Source organism: Cyclobacterium sp. 10D3-21, assembly GCF_055809755.1.
Map to the genome: position 1 here is coordinate 1,013,432 of NZ_CM147924.1, position 13,713 is coordinate 1,027,144.

The following is a 13,713-nucleotide window of genomic DNA, read 5'->3' on the forward strand; positions in this document are numbered from 1 at the left end:
GTAAACCAGTAAATCATTTCTTAATCCAGAGATGCTTGGTTTTCACTATTTTAATAACTATTTCATAAAAATTTGCGTATTACTGGTGATTGATGTAATATTGTAGCATCGAAAAGCAGAAGATTGCCACCCTGGCAGTTTCAGAATTGTCTGTATACCTTTTTATACTTATCAAGATACATACCATTTTATCATTTACACAGTCTAGAATTACATTCACGCGTTTTTTATGTATAACATAGAAGAATTAAGAATCAGGCTACTGTCTGAATTAAAAGAGATAGCCGAGGAGTTGGGGGTAAAAAATTTTAAATCTTTAAAGAAAGAAGATTTGGTTTATGCCATTTTGGACCAACAAGCTATCACCCCAGAGAAATCCCTACCTAGAAAAAAACCTTCAAAAGTGGAAGTGGAGGTGGATCAAGCTATACAAGCACCAGTTGCTGTAACAAAAGAAAATGAAGCGCTAAGTGAAGAAAAGCCAAAGTTTAAGAGGCAAAACGTCACTAAGGTTCAGAATGAAAATAAGGAAGAGCAGGTAAAAGACATTAGGCCTTCGAAAGTTAATAAACCAAAAGAAAGGCCTGTCAAGTCTGAAGAAAGGCCTTCCAAAAAAGACGATAGGCCATCCAAATCTGAAGATAGACCTGCAAAGCCTGAAGTAAAAAAAGAAGAGGCTGTTGATAAACCAGTCAGGGAGAAGTCAATTAACAAAAAACCTAACGATCCTTCCAAAGATGAGGATGGTAAAGGAAGAAGTTTTAGACCCAGGAGAAGGGCGGTAGTAGATGTAGAAGAGACTAAGCCAAATCAAGAGGCAGCGACTTCCCCAAGTGCTGAGCAAGAATTTCAAAAGAGAAAACCTGCAAAAGAGGTGATCGAAGATCAACAACCTGCTCAAGAGAAACCTTATTCTCCTAAACGAAAACCTTCAGTGACCATCAAAGATTTTGATGGGATTATTGAAAACTCTGGAGTTCTTGAGATCATGTCTGATGGATATGGCTTTTTACGCTCATTAGATTATAATTATCTTGCTTCTCCAGATGATATTTACGTATCACCTTCACAGATAAAACTCTTTGGCCTGAAAACAGGTGACAGTATACAAGGGCAAATCAGGCCTCCAAAAGAAGGTGAGAAATATTTCGCTTTACTGAAAGTAGGTACAGTCAATGGAAAGACTACAGATGAAATAAGAGATAGAATTCCATTTGAATACCTTACGCCATTGTTTCCAGAAGAGCGTTTGAGATTGACCACCAATAAAGATAATTTGTCTACACGTATAGTTGATCTTTTTGCTCCTATTGGAAAAGGACAAAGGGGGATGATTGTGGCGCAGCCTAAGACTGGTAAAACGGTGCTTTTACAAAGAATTGCAAATGCAATTGCTGAAAATCACCCAGAAGTGCACTTGATGATCCTCTTGATTGACGAAAGACCGGAAGAGGTAACAGATATGGCGCGTTCAGTAAAAGCAGAAGTGATCTCTTCTACTTTTGATGAACAGGCTGAAAGACATGTTAAAGTGGCTGCACTTGTTTTGGAGAAAGCCAAAAGAATGGTGGAATGTGGGCATGATGTAGTCATATTACTTGACTCTATTACCCGACTTGCAAGAGCACACAATACAGTAGTTCCTTCTTCAGGAAAAATATTGTCCGGAGGTGTGGATGCCAACGCCTTGCACAAACCTAAACGCTTCTTCGGAGCAGCAAGAAATGTTGAGAACGGTGGATCACTTACAATCATTGCTACAGCACTTGTAGAAACAGGTTCTAAAATGGATGAAGTGATTTTTGAAGAATTTAAGGGTACTGGTAATATGGAACTTTCTCTTGATAGGAAGCTTTCTAACCGAAGAATTTACCCAGCAATAGATGTTCCAGGTTCTGGTACAAGAAGAGAAGATCTTTTGATGGACAAAGAAGAAATGCAGCGCGTTTGGATCCTTCGAAAAATCATGTCAGACATGACTTCTCAAGAAGCCATGGAATTCCTGCTTCAACGAATGAAAGGAACAAAAGACAATGCTGAGTTTTTAATTAGTATGAATAGTTAGGATTTGGCTAACAGCTAAACACATAGGTTTTAGAGAACCAATAGCAAAAAGCAAAAAACCCGTTTCACACGGGTTTTTTGCTTTTTAAATCATTAAAAATACATTTCACATACTGTTTTTTGCATAATTAATTCGTTCACCTTCAGTTTTTGCCAATTTAACCTCGAAAAACCTGGGTTAATCGAAAAACCTCCTAAAGCACAAGTTTAAAAAGTACTTTTATACTGTTAATTAAAACAAACAGCTATGAAAGCCCATTTTAATACTAGCCACACTTTAAACAGTTTTTTAATCTTAATCTTGGTAACTGCCTTCGGGTTGGTTACTGAAACTGCCTATTCTCAAGATTTCACTAGTAAAGAAGATGGAGAATGGGGAAAGAACAATACCTGGGAAAGTTCCACTAGCTGTTCACAGTGGAACAATGTTAGTAATGGACAGCCACCTGTATCTAAAAATTGGGGTTGCCCAATTACAGTGGTCATAAATCATGAGGTAACTTATAAAGGGAGTGTATCTGGTTTTGGAAGTGGAGTATTCAATAGCCTTGAAATTGGACCCAATGGAAAATTAATTTTGGAAAACGATATCACCATTAACGGTGGAGGTTCAGTTCCTAGCATTACCTTGGCTGAAGGTGCGGAGTTGGTAGTTAATGGGAAATTTGATATCGATAGGAAGGTTACAATAGTAGTTCCTAACAATGCCAAAATGACCATTCAAAATTTTGAAATAGGAGACAACAGTCCTGTCATTACGGTAGAAGAAGGAGGGATATTGGTAGTCAATGATGAAATTAATATGGCAGATAAAAGTACTTTAAATGTATTTGGAGATTGTCAGACGAATGAACTTAATTTTTCTTCAGGAGGGAGGATTAATATCGGTTCAGCTACAACCTCTGGTCAAATTTCGGCTACAGAAAATATGCTCATCGGGAATGGCTCTTTAAATTTGGTCAATAGCAGTACACTATTGGTAGGAGGCACATCTTCTACTGGGAACAGTGGATCGATCATTTTGCAAGACAATTCAAATATCCGTTTAATCGGCGAGGTAGATATGCGATTTGGTGGTTCTATGACTTTGAGTGATAATGCAGAGTTTACTTTTGAGTCAAATTTTACGACAAGTGGTGGGGCCTTGATAGAATTGAATAACAATACGAGAGGGATAGTATATGGTAAAGTGACCATGACCAATGGTACCATTACAATGAAAAACAATAGTGAAATAATGGTTGGAAGTACTCTTACAGCCAGTAAGGGAGCTACCGTAAAGGGGGAGAATGATGGTGCGATGTTTATTTGTGACTACCCTAATTCAACCAAGGAAAACACATACCATATTGTATTGAGTGATAATGCTTTTTATGGTTTAGGCTGTTTTGCACTGCCCGTCGTGTGGAAATCTTTTGATGTGAATGTAACCAATGACAATGTTTCTCAATTGGTTTGGGAAACAGCTTCGGAAGATGGAAACAGCCATTTTGAAGTAGAGCGGTCTATTGGAGGTATTGGCAACTTTGAAAAAATAGCTGAAATCAATGCTTCTGGATGGACGAATACTGTAAGTAAATACTCTTTTGAAGACGAGGAATTGAAAGAATTACAAGGTTTTGTTTATTACAGAATCAGACAAGTTGATTTTGATGGAAATCAAATGGTAAGTGATGTAGTGTCCATCAAGGCTTCTGGAGAAGTTTCTAGTAAGGATCCAATTCAATGGACTGCTTATCCAAACCCAACTGACGGATCTTCCTTGAATATCAAATTGGCATCTGGAAGTATATCCGGCCCTGTTAACGTTAGGTTTCTGCAGGCTTCAACGGCTGTAAATTTTGAAGGTGAAGTTGGTATTGCCCTTGACCAATGGTTGATGACAGTGGTAAGCAATGCCACCAAGGGAGTAGGCGTATTGGAAGTTTTCTATGAAGGAGAAGCTTATAGAATCAAAATAATGAAAATTTAGTTTGTCACCCATTTTTTTGGATGATTGTATTTATTACGATTTTTTGAAATGAAAGGAGCTTTCCCTATCGGAAAGCTCCTTTTTATATCATTCAACTTTGAAGTGCTATCAAATATTTAGGGTTTTAATTAATAGGTTAAATATAGATCCAGCCTGAGGATATAAATGAAACTGTTTACTGGGCTAAGAGGCTAATACTTAGTGTTTTTTTTGCTTGGTCAAAGACTAGCGGCGCTTCATATGCAATAAATTGGACTGCCTGCTTAGAGCGCCTGCTTTGTTTGGGAGTTGAAAAGGACATCTAATTGTATTAAATTTAGGATTCTCTTTACTATTCGCGTTAATTCCTCCTGCATGCAACCAATAGAAATATTAAAAAAGTTTTATGGCTACGATTCTTTTAGAGGCCAGCAGGAATCAATTATTAGTCAGGTTCTTAAAAAGAAAGATTGTATTGCGCTGATGCCAACTGGTGCTGGTAAATCAGTTTGTTATCAGGTCCCTGCAATGGTTTTACCAGGACTTACCCTGGTTATCTCCCCGTTAATCGCGTTGATGAAAGACCAGGTGGATGCGATGAATGAAATCGGCATTACAGCAGCTTTTTTAAATTCTACTATGGACATCAGCGAACAAAGGCACGTTTCTGATCAGGCCATGAATGGGAAATTAAAATTGTTGTATGTGGCTCCTGAGCGACTTTTTTCCGGTGGCCACCCATTGGTAAATGCCCTAAAAGAAATGAATCTATCCCTTGTGGCAGTAGATGAGGCGCATTGTGTCTCCCAGTGGGGGCATGACTTTAGGCCTGAATATCTAAAGTTAGGGGCATTAAGAAAAGCTTTTCCAGACACACCCTTTCTGGCATTAACAGCTACCGCTGACAATCAAACCCGACAAGATATAGCAGCAAGGCTAGGTTTGAAAAAACCTGAATGGTTTATTTCATCCTTTGATCGCCCCAATATCACTTATAGGGTGGCCTTAAGGTCAGACGCATTTGGTAAATTAGTTGATTTCCTTCACATGAGATCCAAGGATTCAGGGATAGTTTATTGCTTATCTAGAAAGTCAGTAGAGGCTACAGCTTCCAAATTAAATGCCAATGGATTTTCAGCCTTGCCTTATCATGCTGGACTAAGTAAAGATACCAGACAGGAAAATCAGGAGAAGTTTATAAAGGATGAGGTTAAAATAATGGTTGCCACGATTGCATTCGGAATGGGGATCGACAAGTCCAATGTCCGGTTTGTGGTGCACACCAATATGCCTCAAAATATTGAAAGTTACTATCAGGAAACAGGACGTGCTGGAAGGGATGGATTGCCCGGAGAGGCTTTGTTGTTTTATAGTCTGGGAGACAGTATTACCTTGAGAAGGATGATAGAAAGTGCTGAAAACGAAGATTATGTTAGGCACATGAAGGCAAAGATGAATACAATGGTTCAGTTTTGTCAAACTAAATCCTGTAGACGACGATATTTGCTAGATTATTTTGGAGAAAAGTATCCACAGGATTGTGGTAATTGTGATGTTTGCTTTCAGAAAAACAATAAGTCAGACATGACTGTTTTTTCTCAAATGCTTCTTTCAGCAGTAGTTCGTTTGGGGCAGCAATTCGGCTTGGGGCATGTTATATTAGTGTTAAGAGGCTCCCAGGCAGCAAAAGTAACAGAAAGCCAAAAAGAATTATCAGTATATGGAATAGGAAAGGATAGAAGCGATGACTTTTGGAAAAGGCTGGGATTTCAGCTTATATCAGAAGGGTATCTAATTCAGGAAGATCCTAAAATGCCAATTTTAAAATTAAGTGAATCGGGCTGGGAAAAATTAAAACGGAAGGAGAAATTTTTATTGTCCATGGAAGAAGAGGTATTTAAACGGACAGAGACAAGCACTGAAAAGGATGAAACTCTTTTCGATAAACTTAGAGTGATTCGTAAAGAGCTGGCAGACAAACAAAACGTACCTCCTTATATCGTTTTTTCTGATGCCACTCTAGTAGAAATAAGTCAGCGATACCCTAAAAATGAAGAGGAATTGATACGAATTGGCGGAATAGGTCAACTGAAGTTAGAAAGGTATGGAGAAGCTTTTTTGAAGGAAATAACAACCCATATAAAAGAAAATAATATAATTCCCCCAAAAAACCCAGGAACTCCCGTAGTCCGGAAAATAAAAACGGCTCCATCAGCTTCCGTTCAGGAGACGTTTGAACTATTTAAGGAAGGCAAAACTATTTTTCAAATAGCACAAGTTCGAAGCCTTGCCAAAACCACAATAGAAGGGCATATTGTACGCTTAATTGAGGAAAATAAAATCGACAAAAAAACTTTCCTGGATGAGGAAAATACCCAGACTATTGTAACCTATGCCAATAAACTTGAGAGTTTTGGACTCAAAAATTTGAAGGATCATTTCGGTGAAAAATACAGCTATTTCGAACTTAAAGTTGCCTTGTCACAGATAGGTAAAGACAATTAATTGAATTCCTTGAATGCATGCTGAAATGGATTAATATTACGCCACTATGAAGGATGTGTTTGAGGCTTTTGTTGAAGTGGCTTTTCTAAAGCTTTGGAAACCAGAATTAAAATGGGTAATTTTTGAAGAGTTTTATTTTGAGCTGGAGGCATGCCTTCAGGAAAAGGAAGCAATAATCGATAACAGGTAATGTTTTGATCACAAACCATTTTCTTAAATCAACCAATAAGTCTTTGGCCTTTCACTGCAGCCCTTATTTTTTAATTCTTTCCAGATATCTTGTATTGTTTTTATTTGTTTACTTTTTGTTCTTCCTTTCTCCTTGTGCTTATTCCCAGAAGGAAAAGCACACTGCTACTAGTGCACACTCTGCTGAAAAAATATACCTGCAACTTACTTCATCGGTTTATACAACGGATCAAAGCATTTGGTTCAAGGCCATAGTTTTAGATGCCAAAAGCAATGTGCCTTCCTCGCTTAGTGGACTGCTTTATGTAGATCTTATTGGGGTAGATGGTCAAATACTTTCGCATAAGCTGGTGAAATTGCAAAAGGGCATTGGGGAAGGTTCTCTGGAGCTGGAAAACAGCTACCCTCAGGGACGTTATATGATTCGGGCCTATACGCAATGGAACCTTAATTTTGGAGAGGATTTTATTTTTAGTTCCCATATAAATGTAGTGTCCCTAAGTGGTGTGCCAGACAAAGACCCTGTTATCAATTTGACCATAGAAGACAACAATGGATTTTTGAAATTAAAGGGGCTATTAAAACCCCAGGAAATAGGAGAAGAACTCGAAAGGGGAATCCAGGTATTCCTGGATTGGAGTAATGGCAAGGATACGGTCTCTGTCAAAAGAAATAGAGAGGGCGAATACCCTCTTGAATATGACCTTATTGAGGATCAACCCTGGGTTTCGCTTTCACTGGATATTGGCGAAAACCTGCGCATAAGTAGGACATTTTTTGTAAATGATGCTTTGCCAGACGTGCAGTTTTTTCCTGAAAGTGGGCATTTAATTCATGGTTTTGGTAGTAAAGTAGCCTTTAAAGCGATTGGAATCGATGGAAAAGGAATCATGGTTGAGGGGATTATTTGTGATGATATGGGGAATAAAGTCACTGACTTTAAAAGCAATGCGCTTGGTATGGGTGCGTTTTTCATTAAAGCGGACAGCTTTGCCAATTATCATGCTAAAGCTACCTTCCCAAATGTTAAAGACTCGATCCTTATTTATCCCTTGCCCAAAGTATTACCTAAAGGTACCGCATTGTCTGTGGCTAAAATAACTAATACAATACGGTTAGCACTTGCATCTAATACCTTGACAGATAGTGTCTATATAAAGGCGAGTTCCCGAGGCATTGATTACTTTTTGATAGCGGGGAAATTAAAAAATGGACAACTTGTTTCAAAGTTACCCGTGAATCAATTGCCGGAGGGGATTATTGTTTTTACGGTGGAAAACCACAATCGTTTACCTGTAGTGCAACGCTTGTTTTTTAATGCTAGCAGTGAACAGGGATTAGATGTCAGAATGGAGATGGACAAGAAAAGCTATAAGCAACGAGAACAAACTAAATTGGATATCAAAATCTCTGGCAGAAAAAGCAAAGTGCCTGGCAGCAATATTTCAGTGATGGTTGTCAATGGTAAACATAGGGTGAAAGATAAAGGAGGGAATATCCGCTCCTATTTTCTCTTGAGCTCGGAGCTTAAAGGAGTCGTTGAGGATCCTGGTTTTTATTTCGATGAGGACAATTTAGAAAGATATAGTGATATGGATGCCCTCATGTTGACCCAGGGATGGCGCAATTATATTTACCCTATCCGACAAAAGAGTGCCACTTTTTTAAGGCCACAGCCAGGTCTTACTTTTAGCGGTAAGGTGTTGCCCCCCTTATTAGGAAGAAAAAAAGCTGTTGACAATGTGGATTTGACATTGGCTTCCTTTGGAAAGGAGTCGATTATTTATTCACAAACCACTGATAGTTTAGGGAATTTCTATTTTTTATTGGACGATGCCTATGGTCAGCGGATGAGAATCTTGCTTAAGGCCAATGAGCGATCTGGGAAAGAAAGAATGTTTTCTTTTTCTATAGATTCAATCAAAACACCAAAAATTCACCTTCAAAACCTGCCCTTATCACCTGAGTTGGCCCCTAATTTAAAGGAGATTATTCAATCGGGCAATAGACGCATAAAAGTTGAAGAGGATTTTAATATGCTCAATGGTTTCAATGCCTTAGAGGAAGTGGTTGTTGAAGATTTTCTCTTGTCTCCGGAAATGGAAGCTGCCCACAAAAGATTTGGGCTTCCAGATGTAATTATCCCCGGGGATGTTATTCGTGAAAAAGAAGAAAAATGGTCTTATGGTTTATATAGTATTCTTTTGTTCAATTTTTCAGATCAGGTACGGATTGAGCAATTTCCTGATGGATTTATGTTGGCACACATTTTAGGAGGAAAAGATGAACCTACCTTACTGGTAATTGATGGGGAATTGCTTGAAAAAGACCTATACGACTGGGTTCCGCATATGCCTCCGGGAATTGTTGAACACGTTGAGCTAATAAAACATGCTAAATTTTTTAAAAAGCAGTACCTAACGGTGTTTCCTGAAACCAACCCATTGGATGCCCCCTACATAGGCCACATCATATCTGTATATACAAAAGACAAGATTGGGATATTCGGATCAGAAAAACCTTCTTTAGGCAGCATCGATACAACTTTACCCGCTTTTTCTCCTGAAAAGGAGTTTTATACGCCGAAATACAATAGTTCCGATGTACAAGAAAACCAAAAACCTGATTTACGATCGCTTATCCATTGGGATGCAAACCTTAATATTGGTAATGAAGGTGAAGTTTCAGTTGACTTTTTTAATGGGGATGTGACAGGAGAACACATACTGGTTATTGAGGCGATTTCCAATGATGGTCGCTTTGGCTATCAGCAAAAAACCTATCGTGTAATTCCCTAATAACCTGAGTTCGATCTATATCCTTGCCTGAAAAAATTAGGTTTATTTGGCCATACAGTTCACTCCTTGAAATAGGTGCAGAAAAAGCCGATCAGCTAAATCCCCCTTTTAAAAGGTGAGTGGCTAAAAATGAGATTTGGGTTAATTGTAAGATGGTTTTCTTTAGCAGGTAATTACCCATTTGCTTTGGAAGGCATAACCAGCAACAACTCCTAATTTTCTATAACCGAGTTCAAGTTAATATTCATCCGTACCAGTTGATTTTTTAGTTTTCGAGGGAGTTTAAATACTTCGGGTAAAGAAATGTAGGGTAGCTGTATCTGGTGGAAAAACCTCCAATTCAGGGTTTTAATCATTTAATACAGGATTTTAAAACAACATAATTTAATTCATTGAAAGAGTAAAAGGGAAATAGCCCTGGGGTTTTATTTCTATTGGCGTCATAAAAATAGGGGGATTAGGGTTTTATAGGTTGTTTTATATGTCTAATGCATTGGTAAGCAACTGTTTTTGTCTTGAATTATTGTGTTTATAAATCAAAAATGCAAAAAAAATACCCCAATAGGGGTATTTTTTGAAGAATGCGCATTTAGTATATTTGTCATGGGTGATTAAGCAACTTTTTAAACTTTTGTTTTACTAATTACTTAAAAAGGGCATTTTTAACTATTTTTTATAGCCCTTTTATCTTTTAATCCATGCCAAACTAATTTCATCTGGGGTTTTCATCCGGTCGGCCAATCTCATGTACCTGGAAGACAATCCGGAAAGATATACTTGTGCCTTAGTAGCCGCCTCATTTAAACCTGTTAAAGTCTCTATTTCCCATAGTTTCACCAAGTGGTCTATTATTCGGGCATAATCCCAGCCGGTATAGATCCCCACTTTTTGGGTGATTGCAGAAAACTGATCAAATAAGCTTGGATTGTTCCCTCCTTTGGCCATTAATACCGCAGGCATAACAATTTGCTTACGCATCATTTTCTCAAATGCAAGAACAGCTCCACTTGGGTCAATTTTGATAATTTCTGTCATAAAGCTTTTATAAGCTTTTTCATGACGGGCTTCATCACCAGCTATCTGCTTACAAATCTTGCCCAATACATGGTCCCCAGCCTTGTCAGCTAGTTTTCCTGTATTCACATGGGAGATTTTGGTTGCTCTTTCCTGAAAGGAGGTATAAACGATTGCCTGGTAAGGATCTTTCTCAGACCGAGGATCAAATCCATTGTAAATCAATCGGTGAATGGTTTGTTCCACTTTCCTCATATCTGCTCTACCTGACAAGTACAAATACTTGTTTAGCAAGTCACCATGACGATTTTCCTCTGCTGTCCATGCCTTGGTCCATTGTACCCAACCTTGATCACTCAAAAGAGATCCATCTTCATTTACCCCTTCAAGCATATTAAAATAAGTTTGATAACTAGGCAATGCTTCTTCTGTGATCATGTTACCGATCAGCGAAGTGATGATAGTGTCAGGGATTACACCTGCTCTTTCCCTTAGTTCTTTCACCTGATCTAGTGCGTCAGGTTGTGTCATATCAGGAAGAAAATCAGTTGGTTGCCAACAATCATCTGGATCCATAAGGGTCGTCCCCACAGTTTCTGTCACAAAGTCATTCAGCTGGCTGATAACTTCTGCGTTCTTTTCAAGTTCGTAATTAATATTTTCTGACTTCTTCATAAATTAGGCTTTCGCATTATGATGCCAATTAGTTGGTATTATCCAAAATATTAACACCTTGCTTCAATTTAACTAACAATACCGGCAAATCAGAACCATTCTATAGGTTTAAATCTGACATATTATTTTATAATATAACGAATGCACCGGAAAATTCATTCAATTTCACAAAAACAATTGCTCTACGCTTAATAGGAGAGCTTATAGGCCACAACTTTATCCTTAAAGAAGGTTGGTACAATTACCAGTTTGTCCTCAGGAATATAGCCAATGTCAGCAGTATTTGACTCCTCGGCGGTTGTGTCCAGAAGTTTTACTGCTTCACCATTTTGAATAAGATATATTTCTCCTCCCCATTTACTGGCGATAAAAGTATCCTCGTTAAGGACAATTAGTCCATCACCTCCGGTAACTGTATCGTTAATGATTTCAAAACTTCCGTCACTATTGTATTTTTTGAAGCCATCTGCATCAAGTCCATACAAGGTGTTGCCATTTCCTATACGTAAACCATTGATATTGGGCTGGTTTTCTGCAAAGGTTTTAATTTCGTCATTTTCCAAGTATAGAATTTTGTTGGCTTTCATATCGGTAAAGTAGACTTTTTCACCATCAGTGTCTGCATCATTCAAAAATACAGCATCCTCTACTTCGTAAGATTTGTTGATTTTGCCAGTGGCTAATTCTATCTCCAATAGCCTGTCTACATCCGTAACGTATAGGTAATCACCCATTACGGTCATTCCTTTTGGCGCATTTAATCCACTTACCCAATTTCTTTCAACTATCTCCCCTTTGGGATTTAATTTAGATATGGATCCAACGCCATCTTTTTCTGAAGGGCCCCCTTCTATATTGGCAACATAAATCATACCGTCACTTTCCTCATAATGGGCAGATTCATTAGTGGTAAGCTCCGCTGGCGTTTCCCAAACCATTTCCAGGGACGCGGTAATTTTCTGTTCAACTTCTTCCTCTTGGGAAATTTCCTCTGTCGCAGTTTTAGAATTGTTTGACCCGCAACTCCAAAAGACAAATACGCTTAATATAAAACTATAGTATGAAATTTTGTTAAATGGTTTCATTGTTGTGGTTTTTGGTTGAACATCAAATTTCGATAATTTTTTGGTGAAAACTTAATGATCATTAAAAAATGAATGTTTTTGTGGGTAGTTATAATGCAGTAGATCCCTATCTTTAGTGAAGCTTGATCCGAAAAGGATGGCAATAACTTCTAAAATTGTGACAAATGAAAAATTTAACTGCTTTTCTATACTGCTTAATCATGGCAATGTATCTTTCCTGTTCACCCTCGACTACCAACAGCGAGGATTATCAAAACCTGCCCGAAGGGGAAAGATTTGAAATAGCTAGACAAATTGCCCATAACACCATCATTGTTGATGGGCATGTTGACTTGCCTTATCGCATGAGGGTAGGAGAATCTACCCTGCAAGGAAAGATTTTAAATGTAGCGGATCGAACAGATGGAGGGGATTTTGACTATCCACGATCGAAGGAAGGAGGTTTAGATGCTCCTTTCATGTCCATATACATCCCTGCCAGGTACCAGGAAACTGGAGGAGCGAAGTTTCTGGCAGATTCACTCATACTGATGACCAAAAGTATTGCGATGAAGTGGCCGGAAAAATTTGCTATGGCATACAGTCCACAAGATATTCAGCAAAATTTTGAATTGGGGAAAATTTCCCTTCCCTTGGGTATGGAAAATGGAGCACCAATAGAAGGGGATATTAAGAATTTGGAATATTTCTTTAATCAAGGGATCAGGTACATCACCCTTACCCATGGCAAAGACAATCTGATCGGCGATTCCTCCTATGATACTACCTATATCCATGAAGGTTTAAGTGAGTTTGGCGTTTTGGTAGTTAAAGAAATGAATCGTTTGGGGATAATGGTAGACATTTCGCATGTCTCTGATGCGACCTTTTATGATGTCATGGAGACAAGTAAGGCACCAGTAATCGCTTCCCATTCCTCAGTACGTCATTTTACACCAGGTTTTGAGAGAAATATGGACGACGAAATGATTAAAAAATTGGCTGAAAATGGTGGTGTCATCATGATTAATTTTGGGGGTAGTTTTATAGATGGGGCTTTTGATAAGAATAACAATAGCGTTAATGAGCATATCGTGAACTGGCTAGCTAAAAATAGTTTGAAAAAAAGTGATCCTGAAGCCAAGGCATATATTGATAAGTATGTTCAAGAAAACAATCCTTTCCCATCTGTGGAGAATGTGGCGGAACACATAGATCATGTGCGTAATCTGGCAGGGATAGACCATATTGGTTTGGGTTCGGATTTTGACGGTGTAGGCGATACCTTACCAATAGGTCTTAAGGATGTGTCGATGTACCCTAATCTTATTGCAGAATTGCTCAAAAGGGGCTACAGTAAAGAAGATATTGAGAAAATTTGTTATCAAAACATATTTCGCGTTTGGAATAAAGTGATAGCATTTTCAGAAGCAAACTAAGGGGAAAGCTGGTT

At 38.3% G+C, this 13,713-nt stretch carries 8 protein-coding genes; 6 read left to right on the forward strand and 2 right to left on the reverse strand.

Annotation, left to right across the window (positions count from 1 at the left end):
* The first annotated feature begins 229 nt into the window (after positions 1–229).
* The 5 genes from rho (at position 230) to AC0L7T_RS04290 (ending at position 9,507) form a co-directional block, all read left to right on the forward strand.
* On the forward strand, positions 230–2,065 hold the full coding sequence (gene rho, locus AC0L7T_RS04270) for a transcription termination factor Rho (RefSeq protein ID WP_473341238.1): 1,836 nt from the start codon (positions 230–232) through the stop codon (positions 2,063–2,065).
* A 246-nt stretch (positions 2,066–2,311) separates the two neighbouring features.
* Entirely contained in the window at positions 2,312–4,036 is a 1,725-nt protein-coding gene (locus tag AC0L7T_RS04275) for a fibronectin type III domain-containing protein (protein ID WP_473341239.1), read from the forward strand.
* A 354-nt stretch (positions 4,037–4,390) separates the two neighbouring features.
* Positions 4,391–6,520 (forward strand): DNA helicase RecQ, encoded by a 2,130-nt coding sequence (recQ, locus tag AC0L7T_RS04280; RefSeq protein WP_473341241.1) that lies wholly within the window; start codon positions 4,391–4,393, stop codon positions 6,518–6,520.
* Positions 6,521–6,566: 46 nt separating this feature from the next.
* Positions 6,567–6,710 (forward strand): hypothetical protein, encoded by a 144-nt coding sequence (locus AC0L7T_RS04285; protein WP_473341242.1) that lies wholly within the window; start codon positions 6,567–6,569, stop codon positions 6,708–6,710.
* Positions 6,711–6,825: 115 nt separating this feature from the next.
* Positions 6,826–9,507 carry a hypothetical protein gene (locus AC0L7T_RS04290; RefSeq protein WP_473341244.1) on the forward strand — a complete coding sequence of 894 codons (2,682 nt, stop codon included), beginning with the start codon at positions 6,826–6,828 and terminating at the stop codon, positions 9,505–9,507.
* Positions 9,508–10,191: 684 nt separating this feature from the next.
* Here AC0L7T_RS04290 and AC0L7T_RS04295 read toward each other — a convergent pair.
* Together AC0L7T_RS04295 and AC0L7T_RS04300 are read right to left on the reverse strand one after the other, a co-directional pair.
* Positions 10,192–11,196 (reverse strand): acyl-ACP desaturase, encoded by a 1,005-nt coding sequence (locus AC0L7T_RS04295; protein ID WP_473341245.1) that lies wholly within the window; start codon positions 11,194–11,196, stop codon positions 10,192–10,194.
* 188 nt (positions 11,197–11,384) lie between these two features.
* Entirely contained in the window at positions 11,385–12,281 is an 897-nt protein-coding gene (locus AC0L7T_RS04300; protein ID WP_473341246.1) for an NHL repeat-containing protein, read from the reverse strand.
* A 164-nt stretch (positions 12,282–12,445) separates the two neighbouring features.
* Here AC0L7T_RS04300 and AC0L7T_RS04305 point away from each other — a divergent pair, with 164 nt between their 5' ends.
* A complete protein-coding gene (locus tag AC0L7T_RS04305; RefSeq protein WP_473341247.1) occupies positions 12,446–13,699 on the forward strand; it encodes a dipeptidase in 1,254 nt (417 codons plus the stop codon).
* Positions 13,700–13,713 lie beyond the last annotated feature (14 nt).

Bases quoted from the DNA above. Each gene is read 5' to 3' on its own strand.
- rho (WP_473341238.1), top strand. From the start codon at position 230: ATGTATAACATAGAAGAATTAAGAATCAGGCTACTGTCTGAATTAAAA.
- AC0L7T_RS04275 (WP_473341239.1), top strand. From the start codon at position 2,312: ATGAAAGCCCATTTTAATACTAGCCACACTTTAAACAGTTTTTTAATC.
- recQ (WP_473341241.1), top strand. From the start codon at position 4,391: ATGCAACCAATAGAAATATTAAAAAAGTTTTATGGCTACGATTCTTTT.
- AC0L7T_RS04285 (WP_473341242.1), top strand. From the start codon at position 6,567: ATGAAGGATGTGTTTGAGGCTTTTGTTGAAGTGGCTTTTCTAAAGCTT.
- AC0L7T_RS04295 (WP_473341245.1), bottom strand. From the start codon at position 11,196: ATGAAGAAGTCAGAAAATATTAATTACGAACTTGAAAAGAACGCAGAA.
- AC0L7T_RS04300 (WP_473341246.1), bottom strand. From the start codon at position 12,281: ATGAAACCATTTAACAAAATTTCATACTATAGTTTTATATTAAGCGTA.
- AC0L7T_RS04305 (WP_473341247.1), top strand. From the start codon at position 12,446: ATGAAAAATTTAACTGCTTTTCTATACTGCTTAATCATGGCAATGTAT.